This is a genomic window from Streptomyces goshikiensis (genome assembly GCF_014650555.1).
Taxonomy (GTDB): Bacteria; Actinomycetota; Actinomycetes; order Streptomycetales; family Streptomycetaceae; genus Streptomyces; species Streptomyces goshikiensis.
On the sequence record NZ_BMVE01000003.1, the window covers coordinates 506,536 to 527,246 of the forward strand.

21 protein-coding genes are annotated in these 20,711 nt (G+C 73.5%); 14 read left to right on the plus strand and 7 right to left on the minus strand.

The genetic code is table 11. The features are described from left to right. Window positions 1-287: 287 nt before the first annotated feature. On the minus strand, window positions 288-1,946 hold the full coding sequence (locus IE248_RS12390) for a carboxylesterase/lipase family protein (RefSeq protein ID WP_190030732.1): 1,659 nt from the start codon (window positions 1,944-1,946) through the stop codon (window positions 288-290). A gap of 833 nt (window positions 1,947-2,779) precedes the next feature. Further along, entirely contained in the window at window positions 2,780-3,346 is a 567-nt protein-coding gene (locus tag IE248_RS12395; protein WP_190030733.1) for a TetR/AcrR family transcriptional regulator, read from the minus strand. Window positions 3,347-3,454: 108 nt separating this feature from the next. Here IE248_RS12395 and IE248_RS12400 point away from each other — a divergent pair, with 108 nt between their 5' ends. The 3 genes from IE248_RS12400 to IE248_RS12410 all read left to right on the plus strand — a co-directional run bounded on the left by IE248_RS12400 (window position 3,455) and on the right by IE248_RS12410 (window position 5,544). Further along, window positions 3,455-4,444 (plus strand): aldo/keto reductase, encoded by a 990-nt coding sequence (locus IE248_RS12400; RefSeq protein ID WP_008744089.1) that lies wholly within the window; start codon window positions 3,455-3,457, stop codon window positions 4,442-4,444. A 92-nt stretch (window positions 4,445-4,536) separates the two neighbouring features. Further along, the gene (locus tag IE248_RS12405; protein ID WP_143196370.1) at window positions 4,537-4,833 is read left to right on the plus strand and encodes a hypothetical protein; all 297 of its coding nucleotides are present in this window, start codon (window positions 4,537-4,539) and stop codon (window positions 4,831-4,833) included. 51 nt (window positions 4,834-4,884) lie between these two features. Continuing rightward, entirely contained in the window at window positions 4,885-5,544 is a 660-nt protein-coding gene (locus tag IE248_RS12410; protein WP_073798734.1) for a DUF2278 family protein, read from the plus strand. Between the two features lie 16 nt (window positions 5,545-5,560). Here the strand turns inward: IE248_RS12410 and IE248_RS12415 are convergent, their stop codons facing one another. Beyond that, window positions 5,561-6,940 (minus strand): helix-turn-helix domain-containing protein, encoded by a 1,380-nt coding sequence (locus IE248_RS12415; protein ID WP_100581061.1) that lies wholly within the window; start codon window positions 6,938-6,940, stop codon window positions 5,561-5,563. A 175-nt stretch (window positions 6,941-7,115) separates the two neighbouring features. Here IE248_RS12415 and IE248_RS12420 point away from each other — a divergent pair, with 175 nt between their 5' ends. The 4 genes from IE248_RS12420 to IE248_RS12435 all read left to right on the plus strand — a co-directional run bounded on the left by IE248_RS12420 (window position 7,116) and on the right by IE248_RS12435 (window position 11,093). Next, on the plus strand, window positions 7,116-8,474 hold the full coding sequence (locus IE248_RS12420; RefSeq protein WP_229895273.1) for a M64 family metallopeptidase: 1,359 nt from the start codon (window positions 7,116-7,118) through the stop codon (window positions 8,472-8,474). A gap of 243 nt (window positions 8,475-8,717) precedes the next feature. Then, the gene (locus tag IE248_RS12425; RefSeq protein WP_073798736.1) at window positions 8,718-9,257 is read left to right on the plus strand and encodes an ArsR/SmtB family transcription factor; all 540 of its coding nucleotides are present in this window, start codon (window positions 8,718-8,720) and stop codon (window positions 9,255-9,257) included. Next, the gene (locus tag IE248_RS12430) at window positions 9,254-10,537 is read left to right on the plus strand and encodes an MFS transporter (RefSeq protein WP_190030735.1); all 1,284 of its coding nucleotides are present in this window, start codon (window positions 9,254-9,256) and stop codon (window positions 10,535-10,537) included. Before IE248_RS12425 ends, IE248_RS12430 begins: the two co-directional genes overlap by 4 nt. A 112-nt stretch (window positions 10,538-10,649) precedes the next feature. Further along, window positions 10,650-11,093, plus strand: a complete 444-nt coding sequence (locus IE248_RS12435) for a VOC family protein (RefSeq protein ID WP_190030736.1) — start codon at window positions 10,650-10,652, stop codon at window positions 11,091-11,093. Window positions 11,094-11,133: 40 nt separating this feature from the next. Here IE248_RS12435 and IE248_RS12440 read toward each other — a convergent pair whose 3' ends face one another. Continuing rightward, a complete protein-coding gene (locus tag IE248_RS12440) occupies window positions 11,134-11,715 on the minus strand; it encodes a TetR/AcrR family transcriptional regulator (protein ID WP_190030737.1) in 582 nt (193 codons plus the stop codon). Between the two features lie 75 nt (window positions 11,716-11,790). Here IE248_RS12440 and IE248_RS12445 point away from each other — a divergent pair, with 75 nt between their 5' ends. After that, the gene (locus IE248_RS12445) at window positions 11,791-12,954 is read left to right on the plus strand and encodes an FAD-dependent monooxygenase (RefSeq protein WP_190030738.1); all 1,164 of its coding nucleotides are present in this window, start codon (window positions 11,791-11,793) and stop codon (window positions 12,952-12,954) included. On the opposite strand, the gene IE248_RS12450 is transcribed toward IE248_RS12445, so the two are convergent. Further along, the gene (locus IE248_RS12450) at window positions 12,941-13,618 is read right to left on the minus strand and encodes a hypothetical protein (RefSeq protein ID WP_190030739.1); all 678 of its coding nucleotides are present in this window, start codon (window positions 13,616-13,618) and stop codon (window positions 12,941-12,943) included. The genes IE248_RS12445 and IE248_RS12450 overlap by 14 nt on opposite strands. Before the next feature lie 53 nt (window positions 13,619-13,671). Beyond that, complete coding sequence (locus IE248_RS12455) at window positions 13,672-14,268, minus strand: hypothetical protein (protein WP_190030740.1); 597 nt, start codon at window positions 14,266-14,268, stop codon at window positions 13,672-13,674. Between the two features lie 242 nt (window positions 14,269-14,510). Between IE248_RS12455 and IE248_RS12460 the strand changes: the two genes are divergently transcribed. After that, entirely contained in the window at window positions 14,511-15,269 is a 759-nt protein-coding gene (locus tag IE248_RS12460) for a trypsin-like peptidase domain-containing protein (RefSeq protein ID WP_073798743.1), read from the plus strand. A 241-nt stretch (window positions 15,270-15,510) separates the two neighbouring features. Here IE248_RS12460 and IE248_RS12465 read toward each other — a convergent pair whose 3' ends face one another. Continuing rightward, complete coding sequence (locus IE248_RS12465) at window positions 15,511-16,068, minus strand: 2'-5' RNA ligase family protein (RefSeq protein ID WP_190030741.1); 558 nt, start codon at window positions 16,066-16,068, stop codon at window positions 15,511-15,513. Between the two features lie 424 nt (window positions 16,069-16,492). Between IE248_RS12465 and IE248_RS12470 the strand changes: the two genes are divergently transcribed. The 5 genes from IE248_RS12470 to IE248_RS12490 all read left to right on the plus strand — a co-directional run bounded on the left by IE248_RS12470 (window position 16,493) and on the right by IE248_RS12490 (window position 20,692). Next, window positions 16,493-17,191 (plus strand): DUF6882 domain-containing protein, encoded by a 699-nt coding sequence (locus tag IE248_RS12470; RefSeq protein WP_190030742.1) that lies wholly within the window; start codon window positions 16,493-16,495, stop codon window positions 17,189-17,191. An 84-nt stretch (window positions 17,192-17,275) separates the two neighbouring features. Beyond that, entirely contained in the window at window positions 17,276-18,295 is a 1,020-nt protein-coding gene (locus IE248_RS12475; protein ID WP_190030743.1) for an alpha/beta fold hydrolase, read from the plus strand. Between the two features lie 9 nt (window positions 18,296-18,304). Beyond that, entirely contained in the window at window positions 18,305-18,862 is a 558-nt protein-coding gene (locus IE248_RS12480) for a GNAT family N-acetyltransferase (RefSeq protein WP_190030744.1), read from the plus strand. Between the two features lie 55 nt (window positions 18,863-18,917). Further along, entirely contained in the window at window positions 18,918-19,529 is a 612-nt protein-coding gene (locus IE248_RS12485) for a M15 family metallopeptidase (protein WP_190030745.1), read from the plus strand. A 53-nt stretch (window positions 19,530-19,582) separates the two neighbouring features. Further along, window positions 19,583-20,692: a hypothetical protein gene (locus IE248_RS12490; RefSeq protein WP_190030746.1), complete on the plus strand. Its 1,110-nt coding sequence runs from the start codon at window positions 19,583-19,585 to the stop codon at window positions 20,690-20,692. Window positions 20,693-20,711 lie beyond the last annotated feature (19 nt).

The following is a 20,711-nucleotide window of genomic DNA, read 5'->3' on the forward strand; positions in this document are numbered from 1 at the left end:
CCCCGCCTCGGCCCCGCGGACACCGGCGAAGCGCCGCTGACCCCCGAGGAGGTGCCCGAGCCGACGGCGGCGCCGACCGGAGCCGTGCCGCTCGCCGGAGGAAAGGCCCCCCGCCACCTCCTCGGTCGCGTCCGCCGCGCCCGGGGCGGTCGTCCCGGCGGCCACCCCCGCCTCCGGGGTGCGGGGGCCGGCTTGCCCACCGCGGCCGCGGCCCGTGCCGGGATGAGCAACGCGGCCGCGTGGAACGGCAGTCGGCCCGTGACCTCGGGCATCCTCTGGGGCGGGCGTCAGATGCGCGGACCCCAGCCCGCCTCGTCCCAGAAGCGCAGCTGGCGCTGCTTGGGGAGCTCCGCGACCCGAGCCACCCCGGGACCGCCGAGGATCAGCGCGCTCGCCCGGCCCGGGGTGAACACCGGGACGGCGGGGGCGGCCGGCGCGGCCGGGACGCCGGTGTGCGCGAAGGAGGCCACCAGATCGATGAAGGTGTCCGACACCGTGCGCTCCAGCGGACCGTCCCCGAACACCGGCGCCTGCCCGGGCAGCCGGTGCGTGCCGAAGAGGAACTTCGAGGTGGCCTCGTGCGGAGTGCCGAAGTGCGGCGCGCGCACCGGGTGGGCGAACTCGGTGACGTACACCGGGGTGCTGCCCGTCCTGGCGTGCCGCTCGGCGAACCGGATCACCGGACCCCGGAAGAGGCTGTCCCCCCAGATCTCCGTCCACAGCGTCAGCGGGTCGGCCGGCAGTCCCTCGGCCAGCGCGGCGGCCCGGTAGTGGGACACGCACCGTTCGACCAGCTCCGCCGGCACGTCGGGCGTCCCCTTCAGTAGGCAGGCCCGTACGGACGCGTGCAGCTGCGCCTCGTCGGTGGGCGCCGGGGACGGGCTCGGGGAGGCGGGGCCGGTGAAGAAGGAGCCCTCGGTCGCGGCGTGGACGGAAAGCACCGGCACGCGCGGAGTGGGCAGTTCGTGGTCGTACCCGCGCACCCAGCGGCCGTCGACGACGGGGCCCCGGTACTCGCGGCCGCTGCCCAGCGGGCGCAGCTCGGGGCTGCCGGTGAAGGTGGCCTCCCAGGCGGCCTTGATCCGGGCGGCGTCCGCGTCGCGGAGCCCGGCGACGCTCGTGCCGAGCGCCCCGGCCAGCCGTTCGTACGCGCGTACCGAGTCCTGCGCGGTGAGGGCGAGCGCGGGGGCCCAGGCGTGTGCCGCGCTGATCGGCACGATCCGCCGGACGGTGGAGCGCAGCTCGGGCATCAGGGACAACTGCCAGGTGCTCGCGCCGCCGGCCGAGGTGCCGGCGAGGGTGATGTTGTCCGGATCGCCGCCGAAGGCACGGGCGTTGGCCCGGACCCAGTGCAGCAGCGCCACCTGGTCCTGGAGGCCCCAGTTGGCGTGGGAGCCGGTCTCGGGATCGGCCAGGTCCGGGTGGGACCCCCAACCGAAGGCGCCGAGCCGGTAGTTGAAGGTGACGACGACGAGATCGCCCCGGTCGGCGAGGCGTTCGCCGTCGTACACGTCCTGGCTGCCCGCGCCGAGGAACCAGCCGCCGCCGTGTACGTAGACCAGGACCGGCCGCCTGCCCCCGGTGTCCGGGGTCCAGACGTTCGCGTAGAGGGAGTCCTCGCTGCTTCCGGGCAGCGCGGACTGGTACGAGGGGGCGGCGAACCGGGTGGCGTCGCGGACGCCGCGCCAGGGGCGGGGCGGCCGGGGCGAGGCGAAGCGCAGGCGGCCGACCGGCGGCTCCGCGTACGGCACGCCACGGAAGGCGGCGGTCCGCCCGGCGACGTCCCCGCCGACCAGCCCGGCGGTAGTACGGACGACGGGCCCGGCACCGGCCCCTCCGGTATCGGCCGTACCGGCGCGGGCGCGGGCGCCGGTGGCGGTGGCTGCGACGACGGCCGCGGCGGCCGCTCCGGTCAGCAGGGCACGGCGGGACGCTTCAACGGACATCGGTTCCCTTTCGGCGGTGACTGAACGACGGACGCGCGGCCCGACGGCGGGGGACGGGCGGCAGCAGCCTGCACGGCGGCCGAGGCGGGCGGCAACGCCCCGCCGGGCACTTGATCAAGTGCCGTGCCGTGCCGTGCCTCGCCGACGGGACGGGCAATCGGCCCCTGAACCGCACACGGCACCTGCCGCGCTCACGACGACCGAGGACCGTGCGGGCGGTGGCATGAGCACCCCGACCGCAGCCAACGGCTGCCACCACGGCAGTCCGCAGCGCACTACTCGGCCGCTTGGCGAACGCACCCTCTTCCGGCACCCGAGCACCCCGGCCCGGGCACCTCAGCGGCCCCGGCCCGTCGCCCGTCGGCTTCCGCCCGGCGGCCCAGGTCGGTCGCCCCCGGCTCGATGCGGGCAGCCCCCGCCTGGCGCCCTGCCCGGCGGCCTGTGCTCGTCGGCCCAGGCCCGTCGCCCGTCGGCTTCCGCCTGGCGGCCCCGGCTCGTCGGCCTCGGCGGGATGCAGGCAGCCTCGGGTGGCGGCCCCTGTTTTGGGGGGCCCAGGTCCGATGCCCGATGGGCCGGGGCGGTGATGCCGGGCGCGGTGACCACGTACGCCCTGGATGTGGAGGCGGGCTTCCGCGGCACCGTCTGCGCGCAGTCGGGCGGGCGTACCGGCGGAGATTCCCGTCCCGGGCGCAGTCATCCGCAGGCGGACGGCCCGTGGGGTGCGGGCCCCGAGGCGGTTCCGGATCTGGGTCGCCCCTGGGGAGCGCGCCGCCGAGCGATCGCCTCCGCCCGGGCGGCGCCCGCCTGGCGGCAGCGGGGCGCGGGCCGGCCCGCTACGGCGTCGGCGCCGGTGACGTGGCGCGGCGGACGGACTCCACCACCGCCGCCCGGTGCCGCGCCAGCCGCTCCGGGTCCCAGCCGGCGTCCCCGCCCATCGCGCCGAACCAGGCTTGGGACAGGCCCAGCACCAGCGTCAGGACGTCGGCGGGGTCGAGCGAGGGCTCGATGAGCCCCGCCCGCTGTGCCTGCTCCACCAGCGCGATCTTCGCGCGGTAGGACGCGGCCTCCGCGTCCGCCGAGCCCGGCCGCTCCAGTTGCTTCCACAGCATCAGCCGCATCAGCGCCGGCTGTGCGACGAGGTGGTCGAAGATGGCGCCCGCGTAGCCCGGCAGGTCCTCGACGTCGAACGGCACGGACTCCGAGCCGGTCTCCAGCGCGCGCTGGAGCACGGCGTCGAAGAGCTGCTCCTTGTTGCCGAAGTAGACGTAGATGAGTCGCTTGTTCGCCTGCGCCGCCTCGGCGATCCGGTCGACCCGCGCGCCGGCGATGCCGTACGTCGCGAATTCGGAGAAGGCCGCGTCGAGCAGGCGTGCCTTCGTTGCGCTGGAATCCCTTGCCATGACCGGCAGCCTAGCAAGTAACTATCTGGTTATTGACATCAGCCGCACCGCCCGTGCATGGTTGACCTATCCAGTTAGTTACTTACGTTCGCCTCGAAGGAGAGCATCATGGAGATCCGCGCACTGGGCGGCCAGGGCCTGCAGGTCGGCGCCGAAGGCCTCGGCCTGATGGGCATGACCGCGCACTACGGAGCCACCGACGAGACCGAGTCACTCGCCACCATCGACCGCGCCCTGGAGCTGGGCGTCACCCTGCTCGACACCGCCGAGGGCTACGGCCCCTTCCGCAACGAGCAGCTCCTCGGCAAGGCCCTCGCCGCCAACGGCCGCCGCGAAGACGTCGTGATCGCCACGAAGACCGGCGCCGAGTTCACCGACGAGGGCGCCTTCCTCGGCCACAACGCCACCCCCGAGTACATCCGGCGCGCCGCCGACCGCTCCCTGCGGCACCTCGGCACCGACCACATCGACCTGTACTACCTGCACCGGATCGACCCGAACGTGCCCGTCGAGGAGAGCATGGGCGCCATGGCCGAGCTCGTCGCCGCCGGCAAGGTCCGCCACGTCGGACTGTGCGAGGCCGCGCCCGCCACCATCGCCCGCGCCCACGCCGTGCACCCGCTCGCCGCCGTGCAGACCGAGTACAGCCTCTTCGAGCGCGGCATCGAGTACGACGGCGTCCTCGACACCCTGCGCGAACTCGGCATCGGGCTCGTCGCCTACTCGCCGCTCGGCCGCGGCTTCCTGTCCGGGGCGATCACCACCCCGGAGGACTTCGCCGCCGACGACTTCCGCCGCACCGACCCCCGCTTCCAGGGCGAGAACTTCGCCCGCAACCTGGCCGTCGTCGACCAGGTCCGCCGCCTCGCCGCCGACAAGGGGGTCACCCCCTCGCAGCTCGCGCTCGCCTGGACGCTGAGCCGGGGCGCCGTCCCGATCCCGGGCACCAAGCGCCGCCGCTACCTGGAGGAGAACATCGCCGCCACCGCCGTGACGATCACCGCGGCGGACCTGGCCGCCATCGACGCCGTAGCCCCGCACGGCGTGGTCTCGGGCGACCGCTACGCCCCCGAGCTGATGAAGTCGCTGAACGGCTGATCCGCGGCCGAGGGGGGCGGCCGCAGGCCCCCGGCCCGAGCCGGGGATCATGGTGGGGTACGACAGGCACCGGACGGAGCGGGGGAGAGGACGTGACGAGGATGCGCGGAGCATGGGCGACCCCGGGAGCGCTGGGCACGGTGGTGCGCTCCGGTGCGGTGCTGGCTGCCGTGAGCCTGGTGTGCCGGGTGCTCTACGGGGCGATCGAACTCGAACCCGCCGCCGCGGCCTACGACACGGGCCCCGGCGCCCTCGCCGTGTCGCTGCTCCGGGTCGTCTCCACCGGAGCGCTCGGCGCCGCCTCCACGCTCGCGACGGTCGCGCTGCTGATGCTGTCCTTCCAGGCCTGCCGCCTGGTGTGGCGGCGCGGCCACGGCCGCCGCGCATGAGCCGCAGCCGTGTCGGCACCCTCACCCGCGCCCGCGTGGTTGACTGACGGCATGCCGCTCGACGAATACGGCGTGCTGTCCGGAACCCTGCACCGCCACTTCCGCGATCAGCCCGACACCCAGGGCCGCTGGTTCCACGTCAACCTGGAGGTCGACGCCCCCGCCGGCCGCTACCGCTGCGCCGTGGACGTGGACAGCAAACAGTCCACCACAGGTGTGCGCTGGCAGGTCCGCACCCTCGCCGCATCCGTCCTCGAACCGGCCTCCGACCTGCCGCCGGGCTACCACCACCTCGCCCGCACCTCGGGTTCCGGCGCCATCGACTACCTGCGCCACCCGGCCCTGCGGAACCGGACCGGCTGCGGCATCGCCTGGCTGGCGGCTCTCCTGGACCGCCTGAGCCCGCCCCGCCCCTGGATCTCGGGCTCGTACGCCGAGGCCTCGGACGCCCTGGAACCCATCCTCGTACCCGGGCGGCCCATCCTCGTCTTCGGCGAACCGTTCGACGACGGCGGCCTCGGCATGCACGACGTCCACCAGAACCAGGGCGATCCGTACGGCACCCAGTGGTGGGACGACAACGGCATCTGGCAGGACGGCGCGACGATGACCCGCAGGCCGGACGGGCAGTACGACGTGTTCCTCTCCCGCTTCTCCACACAGGCCGACGCCACCGGCCCCGAAGGGCACCCGCTGCCCGCCACCCCCTGAGACGGGCGCCCCGCCCCTACCGCTGGGGAGCCGGGCGGGGCGGGAGCGCCGGAGCGGCCGGCGCCGGCCCCAGCGTGGTCGACCCGGGCGCCGCGCGGTGACCCAGCCCCGTCCGGTACGCGTCCAGCGCGGCCTCGATCCGCCCCGTACGCCGCAGCAGATCCCCCAACAGCCGGCACAGGTCGGCGAGATCGCCGGTGGCCCCGCTGCGCTCCAGCAGCGCCAGCGCCCGTACGTAGTGCTCCTCGGCGAGGTCCGGCTCCCCGCGCTCCTCGGCGATCAGGCCGAGCAGCCGGTGCGCGCCGCCCGCGTGGACCGCGCCGTGGCGCTCGCCCAGGTCCAGCAGCACCGACAGCAGCCCGGCGGCCTCCTCGTACCGCCCGAGCCGGCGCAGTACGTCGGCGAGTTCGATCTCCACCTGCGCGGTGTAGAGCGCGGCGCGCTTGGCCGCCAGCATGTCCCGCGCCGTGCGCAACTCCGCCTCCGCCGAGTCGAGATCGCCGTTCTGGGCCTGGACGTAGCCGCGCATCCAGTGGCAGTGCGCCAGATCGGTGCGCAGCCGCAACTCCCGGTAGACCGCCTGCGCCTTGGCGAGGGAGGCGTCGGCATCGGCCGCCCGGCCCTCGGCGAGGAACGTCCGCGCGACCTGCCGGTGCATCCCCGCCACCAGCGCCGGGTCGCTGACCCGGGGTGCCAGCGCGAGCGCCAGCTCGGCGGCGTGCGCGGCGCGGGCGTGCGCCCCCATGTCCATGTACGGCCCGATGACGGCGGCGTAGAGCAGCACCAGTGCCTCGGGGTCGGCCAGCCCGCCCGCGTTGAGTTCGTCGATGGTGGATTCGAGGAGGTAGCAGGCGTAGCGCAGTTCCCCGGCGAGCAGGTGCGCGACGGCCCGGCCCCGGATCGGACGGGCCCGGCGGGGCAGCGGCTCGCCCGCCAGTAGCCCTTCGGCCGCCTCGAAGTGCCGTATCGCATCGGCGAGTTCACCGGACTCCAGGGCGCAGTCCCCGAGCCCGAGCAGGGCCTCGGCCCGCTCGGCGGTGAGGTCCAGGTGCTCGGCGTCGGTGAGCAGCCGCCGGTAGCGGACGGCGGCCTCGTCGGCGGCGCCGGTGGCGAGCGCCCGCTGGGCGTCGGTCAGGCCCAGCCGCAGCTCCGTGGCCAGATGGGCGGGGCGTCCGGTCGCGAGTTCCTCGTACGAGGTGCCCAGGCGTCCGGCGAGGAAGCGCAGCGCGGTCTCGGAGGGGCGGACCTTGCCCGACTCCAGCGTCGAGATGTAGGCGGGGGTGTAGGCGGGATCCGCCAACTGGCGCTGCGTCAGACCGAGTCCCGTGCGCAGGCGTTGGACGCGGCGGCCGATCTCGGCCGGTTCGTCCGTGAACGCTCCTGTGAACTCCCCCATGAAATTCCCCTCGTTGCTCGCATTCCCCGTGGTGCGGGAGGGCCAACCATTGCGCACGCCCCGCGCGGCCCCTAATTTAAGCACTCGCATCAGCATGCTTACATCCCCACTTAACCTCCGTCCCTGTGCACTTCCGTGCGCCTCAACTTCCTTCTACGGGGGAGGACTCCACTCCATGCACCCCACCATCCGCCGGACCCTGTGCGGAGCCGTCGCGACGGCCTGCGCGGCCGCCGCGCTCCTGACCGCCGGTCCCGGCGCCGCCGCTGCCGCCGCGGGCCCGCCGCCCGCCCCCGCGACGGCCCGCGTGAAGGTAGAGATACCGGGGCCGGAGCACGGCACCGACGCCGGATCCGGCTACACCCGGGTACCCCTCTCCGGGCAGGCGAAGGGCGCGGCCCGGCTCTCGGAGGCCGAGCGGGCGGCCGACGGCGACGTCACCAAGATGATCGACAACGGCTCCACCGCCGACCGCCTGGACGTCGTCGTCATCGGCGACGGCTACACCGCCGCCGAACTGGACCGCTTCCACGCCGACGCCCGGCAGAAATGGGCCGAGGTGGCGGCGGTCGAGCCGTACACCACCTACCAGAACCTCTTCAACGTATGGACGGTCGACGCCGTCTCGAACGACTCGGGCGTCACCGGGGACCCGGACCGGGGCGCCGTGCGCGACACCGCCCTCGGCTCGTACTTCTGGTGCGAGGACATCGAGCGGCTGCTCTGCGTCGACCAGCCCAAGGTGGACGCCTACGTGGCGAAGGCCCTGGCCGCCGACCTGGTGATCGTGCTCGCCAACAGCGCCAAGTACGGCGGCGCGGGCTACAACGAGCCCAGCGCCACCCTCGGCTACGAGGGCATCTCGACCGCTTCCGCCGGCAACGCGAAGTCCGGTCAGGTCGCCATCCACGAGACCGGCCACTCGCTGGGCAAGCTCGCTGACGAGTACTTCTACCCCGGCGTCCCGGACTACGAGAAGTACACCGGCCCCGAGCCCGCCGAATCCAACAGCTCCACCCTGACCGCCGACCGGATGGCCCGGGAGCGCACCAAGTGGTACCGCTGGCTGGGTGAGGAATCGCCCGACGGGGGCGTCGTCGGCGCGTACGAGGGCGGCGGCTACTACGTGACCGGGCTGTACCGGCCCACCGACAACTCGATCATGCGGGTGCTGGGCAAGCCCTTCAGCCTGCCCGGCACCGAGGCGATGATCGCCGGCTTCGCCCGCCACGCCACGTTCGTCACCCCGCTCACCCCGACGGACCGCACCCTGCGGCCCTGGCACACCGCGAAGGCCTCCGTACCCCGGCTGGCCGACGCGTACGGGCGGCAGCCCGAGGTCAAGTGGTACCTGGACGGCCGGGAGCTGAAGCGGTTCCGGGGCCGGACCGAGGTGCGGGTGGCGGAGCTGTGGCTCCTCGACCTGCGCGCGCACAAGCTGACCGTGACGGCCGAGGACCGCACCTCGGCGGTACGCGACCCGCTGGTCGCCCGCACGCTCCGCACCTCGGCGACGTGGAGCGTCCGCCTGTAGCCCTCCCGCGCACGGCCGCACGGCCGCACGGCACGCGGCGGGCACGCGGCCCGAGCGCCCCAACGCCCCGAGAAGTTCCCCCCGTCCGGGTGGGAACTTCTCGGGGCGTTCTGCTGCTCGGCCCCCGGACCGGCAGCGGGGCGTCGGGTTTTGACGGAACGTCCGGAGCGCCGGACGGCAGATTCCGGAGGTCCGCGCGGAATCCCCTTGCGTAATGGTCAAGAAACGTTGACCATTACTCGCATGCCTACCGACGATCTTCCCGAGACGTTTCACGTCACCACTGACGAGCAGCTGCGCGCCGTCTCCAACCTCACGCGCCACCGGATCATGGCCGTGCTCCGCTTCGAGCCCGCGACGATCACGCAGATCGCCGAGCGGGTGGGCCTGGCGAAGGGGAGTTCCAGCTACCACGTACGGCTGCTGGAGCGGGCCGGCCTGGTGAAGGTGGTGCGGACGCGGAAGGTCCGGGGGGTCACCGAGCGGTACTACGCGATGGCCGCGCGGTCGATCGCGCTGCCGGACCCGGGTGAGGGTGGGCCGGACGTGCTGATGCGGCATGCGGTGGCGGACCTGGAGGCGTCGCCGGCGGACGGCGAGCGGCACGTACGGATGGCGCATCTGCGGCTCACCGAGGAGCAGTTCGCGGAGCTCGGCGCGCGGTTGCAGGCGCTGGCGGACGAGTACCGCGAGCTGTCCGATCCCTCGCTGCCGGACGCGTCACTCGTCTTCGCACTGTTCCACCCGGCGCGGCGCGAGCAGACCGAAGGAGACGCCAAGTGACTTCAGACGTAAGAAAGTTGCCGACCGGGTTCGGACGGCTGTGGACCGCACAGACGGTGTCCTCCCTCGGTGACGGGGTGACCCATGCCGCGCTGCCCCTGCTCGCGTTGACGCTGACCCGTGATCCGATGGCGCTCGCCGTCGTCACGGCCGCCGGAACGCTGCCGTGGCTGCTCTTCGGGGTGCTCGGCGGTGCGCTGGTCGACCGCTGGGACCGCCGGCGCACGATGTGGGTCGCGGACACGGCGCGCGCGGTGCTGCTCGCGATACCGGCGGCAGCGGCCGCGCTCGACGCGCTGAGCATTCCCCTGCTCGCGGCCGTCGCCTTCCTCCTCGGCCTCGGCGGACTCTTCTTCGACACCGCCGCCACGGCCTACCTGCCGGATCTCCTGCGCCGCGACCCCGCACTGCTGGAACGCGCCAACTCCCGCCTGCGCGGCGCCCAGACCGCCATGTCCGGCTTCGCGGGGCCTCCCGCGGGCAGCGCCCTGCTCGCGCTCGGGAGGGCGGTTCCGCTGCTCGCCGACGCGGTGTCGTTCGCGCTCTCCGCGCTGCTCGTCCGTACGCTGCCCGCCATGCCCCGGCCCGTACCGGAGGCCCACGAGTCGCTGCTCCGCCAAGCGCGGGCCGGGGCCTCGTACGTGTTCCGGGACCGGGTGCTGCTCGGGCTGGCGCTGCGTCCGGCGGTCGGGAACGTCGCCTTCCTCGCCGTCGAGACCGTCCTCGCCCTCTTCGCGCACGACCGCCTGGGCATCGACACCTTCGGCTTCGGCCTCCTCCTCACGGCGGAGGCGACCGGCGGCCTGCTCGGCGCGGCCATCGCCTCCTTCCTCGGCCGACGACTCGGCACCGGCACCGCGCTGACCTGCACGGCCGCCGTCGAGGGCCTCGCCATCCTGGGCCTTGCCGCCGCCCCGAACCCGTACGTCGCCGGCCTCGCGCTCGCCGTCTGCGGGGCGGGCATGGGCGCCACGATGGTGCTCGCGCCCTCCCTCCGGCAGGCGATCGTCCCCGCCCATCTGATGGGCCGGGTCGCCTCCACCTCCCGCATGCTCTCCATGTGCGCCGCCCCCATCGGGGCCTTCCTCGGCGGCTGGCTGGCCACCGCCTACGACATCCGCACCCCGCTCTACGCCGCCGCCGGCCTCCTCCTGGCGATGACGGCCGTCACGGCGTCCATGACCAGCAACCGCCGGGTCGAAGCGGCGCTGCGCGCCGCCGCCCCGGATCACCCGGCATCCGAGGAACCCGCCCCGGAGAGTGCACCCACCCTGCTGTGACGCCTGCCGGTGAAGGCGCCGTGCCCGTCGGCTTCACCGGCGGCGTGCGCAGCCGCTGATTCCGTGTGCCGGCCGACCAGGTTCCGTGTGGCGGCCCTGGTAGTTTGCGGTCATGGAGCAGCGAGTCAGCCTGATCACCCTGGGCGTCGCGGACGTGGCGCGTGCGCGGACGTTCTACGAGGGCCTGGGCTGGCGGGGCCAAGAGGTGTCGGAGACCGTCTTCTTCCAGGCGGGCGGCCTCGCGCTGGTGCTCTGGGGCCGCGACGAGCTCGCGCGCGACGGCGGCATCGACGAGGAGCGCGCGGGCGGCTCCGACGGCTTCGGCGGTGTCGCCCTGGCGCAGAACGTGCGCTCGCCGGAGGAGGTCGACGCGGTCGTCGCCGCGGCCGAACGCGCGGGGGCCACGGTGACGCGGCCGCCGGCGACCACCTTCTACGGCGGCTACGCCGGCTACTTCACCGACCCCGACGGCCACGTCTGGGAGATCGCCCACAACCCGGGGTTCACCCTTGCGGAGGACGGCTCGCTGATCCTCCCCGACTTCGGCGCCCTGTAGCTTCCGGCACGGGCCCGGCCCGGGTCGGCCGGGTGGCGGGTCAGAGCAGGGCCGCGTCCACCATGCGACGGGCAACGGACGTCAGTTCCGCCAGGTCCGGGGCCGGCCGGGAGCGGGCGAGCGCGCCCGCGAGCCGGTCGTAGAGGATCCCCTCCGTCCAGCCCACCAGGAGCTCCGCGGCCTCCTCCGGCCGCTCCGCGCCCAGCCCGGCGAGGATCGCCGTGGCCCGGGCCCGCGCGCCGAGGCCCGCCCGGTGGAGCTCCGGCGCCAGTTCCGGCGTGCGCGCCGCCTCCAGGCTCAGCTCGAAGCGGGCCAGCTGGCGCGCGCGGCCCGTGGTCAGCCAGCGGTACAGCAGCGCGGCGAGCGCCGCCGCCGCGGCGCCGCGGTCCGCCTCCGCCGGCGGCGGGCCGTCCGCGTCGACATCGCCGAGGTCCAGCTCGGCCTGCCGCTGGTAGCAGGCGCCGATCAGTGCCGTCCGCGTGCGGAAGTAGTACGAGGTGCTGCCTGAAGGCAGTCCTGCGGCGGCGTCGACCGCCCGGTGGGTCAGACCGCGCAGCCCGGCGGCGGCCACGAGATCGATCGCGGTGTCCGCGATGAGGGTTCTGCGATCAGGCGTGGACATGCCCTCACTCTACAGCTGTAGAGTGAGGGCATTGGCCTCTACGGATGTAGAGGGGTGGTGGAGTGTGGAGGAGCCATGTTCAGCAATCCACGTCATGCGGTGATAGCCGGTGCGGGCATCGGGGGACTCACGGCGGCGCTCGCCCTGCACCGGCGGGGCTGGCGGGTCACCGTCTGCGAACGGGCGCCCGGGCCGCCCGCCCTCGGAGCCGGGATCGTCCTCGCCCCCAACGCCCTGCGCGCCTTCGACGCCATCGGCTTCGACGTCACCCGGGCCGCCGGCCACGCCGTCCCCGCGGCGATGGGTGTGCGCCGCACCGGCGGCGACTGGCTGAACCGCGCCGACACCGCCGCCATGGCGGCCCGCTACGGCCGGCCCCCGCTCGCCGTACACCGCACGGCCCTGGCGGCCGCCCTGACCGCCGCGCTCCCCGACGGCACGGTCCGGTACGGGGTCGCGGTGACCGCCGTCGAGCGCGTCGACAGCCCCGAAGGCGGCGGCCCGGTGGTCCGTACGCCGGCCGGGGACCTCACCGCCGACGCCGTGATCGCCGCCGACGGCATCCACAGCGCCCTGCGCCGCCAGTACTTCCCCCGCCACCCCGGCCTTCGCCACAGCGGGGAGACCGCCTGGCGCACCGTACTGTCCTGCGAGGGGCTGCCCGGCCTGGTCGCCGCCGAGACCTGGGGCCGGGGCGAACGCTTCGGGGTGGTCCCGCTCGCCGACGGCCGTGTCTACGTCTACGCCACCGCGCGCGCCCCGCAGGGGTACGCGCCGGCTGACCTCCGAGCCGAACTGCGGCGCCGCTACGGCGCCTGGCACGACCCGATCCCGGCGCTCCTGGACCGCATCGACCCGGCTGCCGTCCTGCGGCACGACCTCTACGACCTCGCCGTGCCACTGCCCCGCCACCACTCGGGGCGGCTCGCCTGGGTCGGCGACGCCGCGCACGCCATGACCCCCAACCTCGGCCAGGGCGGCTGCCAGGCCATCGAGGACGGCGTCGTGCTCGCGCGCCTGCTCGACGCGGACGGCGACGTACCGGCCGCCCTGGCCGCGTACACCCGGGCCCGGCACGCGCGTACCGACGCCATCCGGATCCGCTCCCGCCGCGCGGGCCGGGTCGCGGCCCTCACCCACCCCCTCGCGGTGGCCGTGCGCGACCTCGCCGTCCGGGCCACTCCGGCGTGGGCCGCCCAACGCGCCATGGACGGCCTCTTCGGCTTCAGCCCGGCCTGAGGCTCCCGCGCCCCCGGCAGATCGGGCACACCCGCTCGGTGAAGCACTCCGGGCACCGGCCCAGCCGGTCCGGGTCACTGGTGCCGCCGCCCCAGCCGGGACGCCCGCCCATGACCCAGCCCCGGCCCTCGCAGGCGGGGCAGTACCCGAGCCCCTCGCACTCGTAACACAGGGCCCATCCCGGCTCCAGGGTCTCCGGGGTCACCGCCGGCTCGGGCCGGACGTGCGGCACGTGCTCGTAGAGCGGCAGGGCCCGGCTCTGGCCCCGGTACAGCACCGCGCCGTGGTCGCGCGGGAAGGACAGCGTGATCCGCCGGCCGTCGCGGACGCCGACCACGACGACCTCCCGGCCCCCGGTGCGGGGATACTTGGCGGCCTCCACGCGGCTCTCCCAGCCGTCCTCCCGCAGCGACTCGGCGGCGCGCGAGGCCAGCGCGGGATCGTACGCCGCGCGCCCGGGCCGCGCGTCCCGGGCGCGGACATGACCGTGGAAGGAGTACTGGAACGTGGCCGGCTCCGTGCCCCAGTCCCCGAACGGCTCGTCGGGCAGCGCGAACTCCGGCACCTGCCCCGGCGTGAGCCGCGCGGCCAGCGACCGCAGGTACGCGCGCACTTCCTCCGCGTCCCGCAGCAGCCCCGCCCGCGCCCCGGGTATCTCCGCCACCGCCGCCCCCCTCCGCTCAGCCGGTGCCATTGTGGCTCCGGAAGACGCTCCCGTCACGAGGCCCGGGAGGACACCCCGGGGGCGGGGGAGCCGAGGGTGACGAGGGCGGCCAGGAACAACAGGCCCCCCAGGGGCAGCAGATCGAGACTGACCATCGAGACGGCGATGCCCGCCACGATCACGACTGTCCGCCACGCCCCGGCGCGCCGCAGCACCGCCAACTGCACCATGAGCAGCAGCAGTCCCACGTAGAACAGCATCGGGCCGACGGAGTAGAAGACGGGCTCCATCATCGGCCGGCTCTGGACGCGCTCGAAGAGCACCTGCATCGCCGCCCGGTCCTCACTGAGGAACCCGACCACGAGGTCGATCCCCGCCTGCACCGAAATCGCCACCACACCGATCAGGCCCGCCGCGAACCCGGCGTCGGCGAGCCGCCGGGCACCCCGGCCACGCCCTTCCGCCGCCATCCGGCTCAGTCCCCGGAACACCGGGACGAAGCACAGCACGCCTGCCAGCAAGGCCAGATGACCCGAGGACCAGGCGAGCCCAGGGCCGTGCTTCTCGTCGGTCAGCCGGATGAGCCCGTAGACCGTCATACAGATCGGTCCCGCCGCGAGCGTGGAGCGCCGCATGGTTGCAGTTGTCATGTACCGATGATTTCGGCGCGGGTCCCGCCCTGCCCTCGGGGAACACCCTTGCCCGCCCCTGACCCGTCCCCGAGAAGGGGATGGGTGAGCCACCCCATACCGGCACACCGGCTCACCGGCCCGTCTGCCCGCCCGCCGCCGGGAGAAGGCTTGTTGCAGCCTGTGGCCCGACCCCTCCGGCGTGATAGGAACTAGAAAATAGTTCTAATCACCTCACCTCACCTCACCAAGAAAGCGATCGCATGTTACGAACACTGCGCGCTCTCGGCCTCGCCGCGCTCCTGGCGGGCATGTCCCTCATCGCCGCCCCTCCCGCCGGCGCGGACACCCTCACCCCCGTAGGCGGCGGCACCGGGATCATCTTCCGGTTGCAGCCGACCCCGGAAGCTCCCACGAGCTTCTACATCTGCACCCTCACCGCGGTCGGCCGCGACTCGGCCGGCAACCTGGTGGCGCTCACCAACGCCCACTGCTTCATAGACGAGCAGGGCAACAAGCTGGTCGGCGCCTCCGTCTACCGGGACACCTCCCCGGCGGGAACGGCCTTCGCCCCGGCCCCGATCCCCGACAGCCGCCCCGATCTGCAGACGGGGCCGATCGGCACGGTCACCTATGTCGGCACCCCCAACAACCTCCTCAACTCCGGTCCCAAGGGCCTGGACTACGCCGTGATCAAGCTCGACGAGAGCAGGGTCGCGGCCACGAACACCGTCGGCGGCGTCACCATCACATCGATCGGCGCCCCGCCCGCCAACGGCACCCGCATGTGCAAGCAGGGCCACCGGACGGGCCTGACCTGCGCCATCAAGCTCGGTACCAACGGGATCTGGTTCACCCACCTCATCTGGACCGACGGCGGTGACTCCGGTTCCCCCGTCGTCGTCGGTCAGACGCTGGTCGGCAACGCCTGGGGCGCCCAGCACAGTTCGCCGATCCTGAGCATCATCGACGAGCTGAACGCCAACGGCGGAGTCGGCGCCGGGTTCCATCTCGCCTCCTGACCCGCCCCACCCGTGCCCGGCCGGGCCGGTCCCCTCCGCTTGATGTGTCGTGCATCATCTCCGCCGTCCAAGTGTCGAGTTGCCTGATGTGACACTCACGACGTTAGGAGGAGTGGTGGGTCGTACGCATCGGTCCCGGGAGCTGTTCCGGGATCCCATACTCAAGACCTACGCGGGTGACACGAGGGGCCCGGCCCGGGGAGGACCAGGCTTGAGCACGGCCCGGGCCGGGTGGGAGCGGTCAGCCGGTGGTGGTGGCCGGGGGGAGCGGGAAAGTGGTGCGGTGCTGCCAGGCCGTGCCGTCGTAGGCCATCAGCGCGACGGACGAGACGTGGGCCGAGAAGGGGAGGCGGGGCCGGAGGCCGGTCTCGACCGCCGAAAGGACTTGGGGTTCCTGGTCCTGGGCGATCGTGAGGTGCGGGACGACCTCGGCGAACCGGCCGCCGTACGGCGGGTTTCGCGGCCAGCGCTCGGCGATCGCGAGGGTGAGCCGGCGCAGCGGGGTGTCCGGGACGGGGGCGAGGTAGAGGGTCCCGGGGAAGCGCCCGCACCCCTCGAACCGCAGGTCGAACGCCTCGTGTCCGGACAGCACTTCGGCGATGGCGGCGTGCACGGACGCGTCGATGTCGCGTTCCTCCAGGAACGGGAACAACACGGTCACGTGTGCGGGAACTCCGGCCCGTGCCCCGGGGTCGAGCCGTTCGCGCCAGGCGCGGACGACGGGTTCGGCCTCGGGGATCGTGACGATCAGTCCCGTCTGCCCGGCCAGGAACGCGCCGGAGGCGCCGTCATCGGTCATGGCGCCGCATTGTGCCACCCGTCGGCAGGGCGGGGGCGGAGTATCCGTACGGGCAGCGGCGGACGGCCGTGGAGCCGGGCTCCCTCGTCGTGACCCGTGGGGAGGACGGGCGCGGCCAGAGGGGCGGGCGCCAAACCCCGGGGGAACTACGTTCGCGCCGAACAGGCGTACCGCGACCTCCGCACGCACCACCTCCGCACGCACCACCTCCGCACGCATCACCTCCGCACGCACCACCTCCGTACGCACCACCTCCGTACGCGCGGTCACCGCGACGGCGGCCGCCATAAGTCACCCGCCGGCCACCGGCGCCCCGTACGGCCTGGGACCGGTGCGCCCCGGGCGGGTGCGCGGGCGCGCCCACCACGCAGGTCCGTCACCCCCGGAGGCGGCGGGGGCGAGGGGGTCTCGTATCGTCGTGATCATGGTGAGCGAATTCAGCCGATTCAGTGACGCGTTCCTGCTGGAGGCCGAGCGGCACGCGGCGTGGGGCGCCGAGCAGCTTGAGGCCCTGACCGCGTTCCTTCCCGAAGGCCCCTGGACGGCGGACCTGCCGACCTGCGCCTACCGGCAGGAGGGCCTGGAGCTGCGGGTCGCGGTGCTGGGCACCTACGACATGGACGAGCGGTCCTGGATGTGGGGCTGGGCCAACCCGGGGCTGCGCGGCACCGAGGTGGTGGCGCTCACCGGCGCGATCGAGCGGTACGGCCGCAGCCAGGGGATCGCCGAGCTCACCGAGGAGGCCCTCGACCTGTCCGGCTTCGCCGACCCCCGGCACGCGGCCGAGATGCTGGCCTTCGCCGGGATGGGCGTGGCCGAGGCCCCGGGCTACTTCAGCCAGCAGGCCGGGCCGGGCACACTGGTCTACTTCCTGCCCGACGACCCGCAGGTGCCCCGCCCGGCGCTCGACGCCATCGCGCTGCCTCGGACCCTCGTGACCGGGGCGGGCTTGATCGGCCGCTCGGCCCGCCACGCCGTCACGGGCTACTTCGACCACCACGGCGTACCCCGCCGCGAGGACGGGGACCGGATCACGGCGGAGCTCCCCGGCGGGAGCGCGGCCGAGATCGACTTCGACGCCGAGGGCCGGATCGGGGCCGTCCGCCTCACCGCCGCGCCCTGACCGGCCGGCTTACGGCAACCAGCCCGCCCCGGCGGTCGGGTGGGCCGGGCTGCGGCTCACCCGGCCCCGGGTGAGGATCGGGACGTGACCTCATCCGGGACGAAGCCTCGGGCCCTGGCGTACGCGCTCGTCGCGACGGCCGTCGCCGTGATCGCCACGGCGTCGGCCGGATGCGGTGCGGGCCCGCCCCGGCAGCACGGCGTCACCGGCCCCACGGCCACCGGGACGGCCGATTTCGCCGGTCCCGTGGACATCGGCGGCGGCCGGAAGATCTACCTGCGGTGCCGGGGGAGCGGCGGCGGGGGCGCGGGCCCCGGCGGCGCGGGCCCCGGCGGCCCCACCGTGATCCTGGAATCCGGACTGCACGACTCCTCGGACACCTGGAACGTCACCGACGTCAAGCCGCCCGTCCCAAAGGCCCCCGCCGTGTTCCCGGGCGTGGCCGCGTTCGCGCGGGTCTGCGTCTACGACCGCCCCGGCACCCTCCGCTACACCGAGCCGCCGGCCCTGACCACCCGCAGTACCCCGGTCACCGGCACGCGCTCCCTGTCGGCGATGACCTCCGACCTGGACAAGGTGCTGACGGCGGCCCGCGTACCCGGCCCCTACCTGCTCGTCGGTCATTCCTTCGGCGCAATGATCACGCGGAACTTCGCGCAGGAACACCCCGGGAAGGTGGCAGGACTCGTCTTCGTCGACGGCTTCGGGACCGACCTCAAGGAGCTGTTCGGCAAGGACTGGCCCGCCTACCTCCGGTTGCTGAACAACCCCGGCACCGCCTTCGACTCGGACCCGGGATTCGAGAAGGTCGACATCGACGGCGCGATCCGCGCGATCGGCGCGGCCGGGCCCCTGCCGAAGGTGCCGCTGGCCGTGCTCAGCAAGACGGAGCCCTTCGCCACCGCGCCCGGTGCCCCCAAGGAGCTCCTGGCCCGGCTTGAGGGCGCCTGGCCCCAGGTACAGCGCTCGCTGGTCGAACTGGAGCCCCAGACCCCGCAGTTCCTGGCCACCGGAAGCGATCACTACGTACAGGTCCACGACCCCGACCTCACGATCAGCGCCATCCGTCTCGTCGCCGGCCGGTCTGTCAGACCACCGCGTTAGGCTGACGCAATGATCGAGATACGCCGCGCCGGCCCGGCTGACGGAGATGCGCTCGGCCGGATCCATGCCGCCGCCTGGGAGGCGGCCTACGGCCCGTTCTTCGAGCCGGAGTTCGCCGCCCGCGAGGTCCGGAGCAGGCGTACGCGATGGCACGCCCGCGTCGCGGCCCCGGCGCAGCCCTCGGCGGAAGCCTCGGCGCAGGCGCAGGCGCCGGCGCAGGCCCTGGCCGGACGGGGGACGATCCTGCTGGCCGAGGTCGAGGGCCGCCCCCTGGCGCTCTCCGTCTTCCTGCCCTCCCCGACCCGGCCGGGCCTCGCGGAGATCGCGACCTTCTACGGTCACCCCGACGGCTGGGGCACCGGCGTCGCCGCCGCGCTGATGACCGAGACGGTGCGCCGCCTGAGCGACGAGGGCTGCGCCGGAGCGCATCTGTGGACCCTGCGCGACACCCCGCGATCCCGGCGCTTCTACGCCAAGTGCGGCTTCACCGAGACCGGCGCCACCCGCACCTTCGACTTCGGCGAGGGCAACCTCCTCGCCCAGGTCGAGTACGAGCGCACCGGCTGACTGGCGCCCTGACCGCATAGGTTCGCCGGGTCGAGCCCTGCGGGATGATCACTTCATGAGTGAGATCGTGTTGATGTCGGACCCGAAGGTCGCCGCCATACCCGTCGCGGAGTGCGGTGAACGTCTCGTGGACGTTCGCGCCGCCGGTTCGCTGCTGGTCGATGCACGCAAGCAAGACCCGGCAGATGCCTTCGCCTACCTGCGGGAAGGCGTGCTGGAGCGGCTGCTCAAGGCCCAGGCGGCGCTTCCCCAGGACGTGCGGCTGCTGTTCGTCGAGGGATATCGGCCCCCTTCTCTTCAGCGGGAGTACTTCGAGGAGTACGCGAGCCAGTTGCGGGCCATCCACCCGGAATGGTCCGCCCGGCAGGTCCATTCGGCAGCGAGCCGATACGTGTCACCGCCCGACATCGCTCCGCACAGCGCCGGCGCGGCCGTCGACCTCACCCTGGCAGATGCCGGTGGGCGCGAACTGGACCTGGGTACACGGATGAACGCGGACCCGGAGGAGAGCGAGGGCGCCTGCTACACCCATGCCGCCAACATCGGCGAGGAGGCGCGTGCCAACCGGAGGCTGCTGGGTTCCGCGCTGGCGGCGGCGGGGCTGGTGAACTACCCCACGGAATGGTGTTCCCAGTCAAGTTCTTGTGTTCAGCTTCTCGGCGCGTAGGAGCCCTTCAGTCGACCCACTCTGGCTGATCGCTTCCCGCATATCCTTCCCGCGTGCAGCGGACCTCCCAGAACCTCATCGACACTGATGCAGCCCTCAACCTTGCCGGGCGAGATGCCGAGGTCTTCCCGGTGCCCGGCGCGATCGTTGTAGTCGGACCTTCGTCAACGGTGATCATCGCGCACCCCGGTGATGACCCGGAGGTCAGCGGGGTGTGGAACGCTCAGGAGTTCCGCCTTGTCGGCCCAGCGCCCGCCCCGGTCGTGTCACGCCTCATGGGGCCCATGCCGTTTACGACTCCGGGGACCCCGCCGCAGCCGCTCGTTCACCTCTTCGTCCGGCTTGACGACGGATGCGTCCACCTCGGCGTCGTACGGGTCTCGATGTGCGAGGCCGGCGAGGACGTACTCATCCGCTGCCGCCTACGGATCAGCCCGCCGCTGAGCCGCGAAAGCCTTGACTGCGCCCGGCCACCGACCACGCTGCCGCTTCGCCCTGCGCTGGACTGGCTCGGTGACGTCCACACGAACCCGGGCCGGGCCCTCGAGCGCTTCGTCACTGGTTGGTACCCGGTGACCAGCACACAGGAGCTGGCCGCCGACATACCCCGTTCCATACCGTGGGCACTGGCAGACTTCTACCGACTGGCCGCGCATCGACCGGCCATGCTCGGTAGCCACAACCGCATCAAGCCGATCAACAAAGTCCACCCGGACAGCAGCGCGGAGCACCTGGTCTTCGGCGTCGAGTGCCAGGGCGGCTGGACATGGTCGATCCCCTGGGAGCCCGGCGGTAGCGACACCGATCCCACCGTCTGGTTCGAGGACAGCCACCCTGTGCCCGAGGAGGAACCCCTGAGCAGATTCCTCCTGCAGTTCGCCCTTGAGGAGGCCACGCTCTCGGCCGTCTACCAAGCCAGTTGCGACAACCTTCCCAGGCACCTCCTTCCCGCACTCGAGAGCTACCTACAGCGCGTGCCGCTGCGGCCGTTCTTGTCGCCCGCCGACGCACCGACGGACTTCCTCGTCGCCCCTGGCCTCGTCGCCAGGGTCGGACCCAGTTGGGACGACGGGAAGGTTGATGTCTGGATCGGCGCCCAACACCGCAGCTTCCTGCAGCCCCTCAACCGGCTCGACATCCCCTGGCGGCACTTCGACGGGTGACGGCTCCCAGACGGTATGC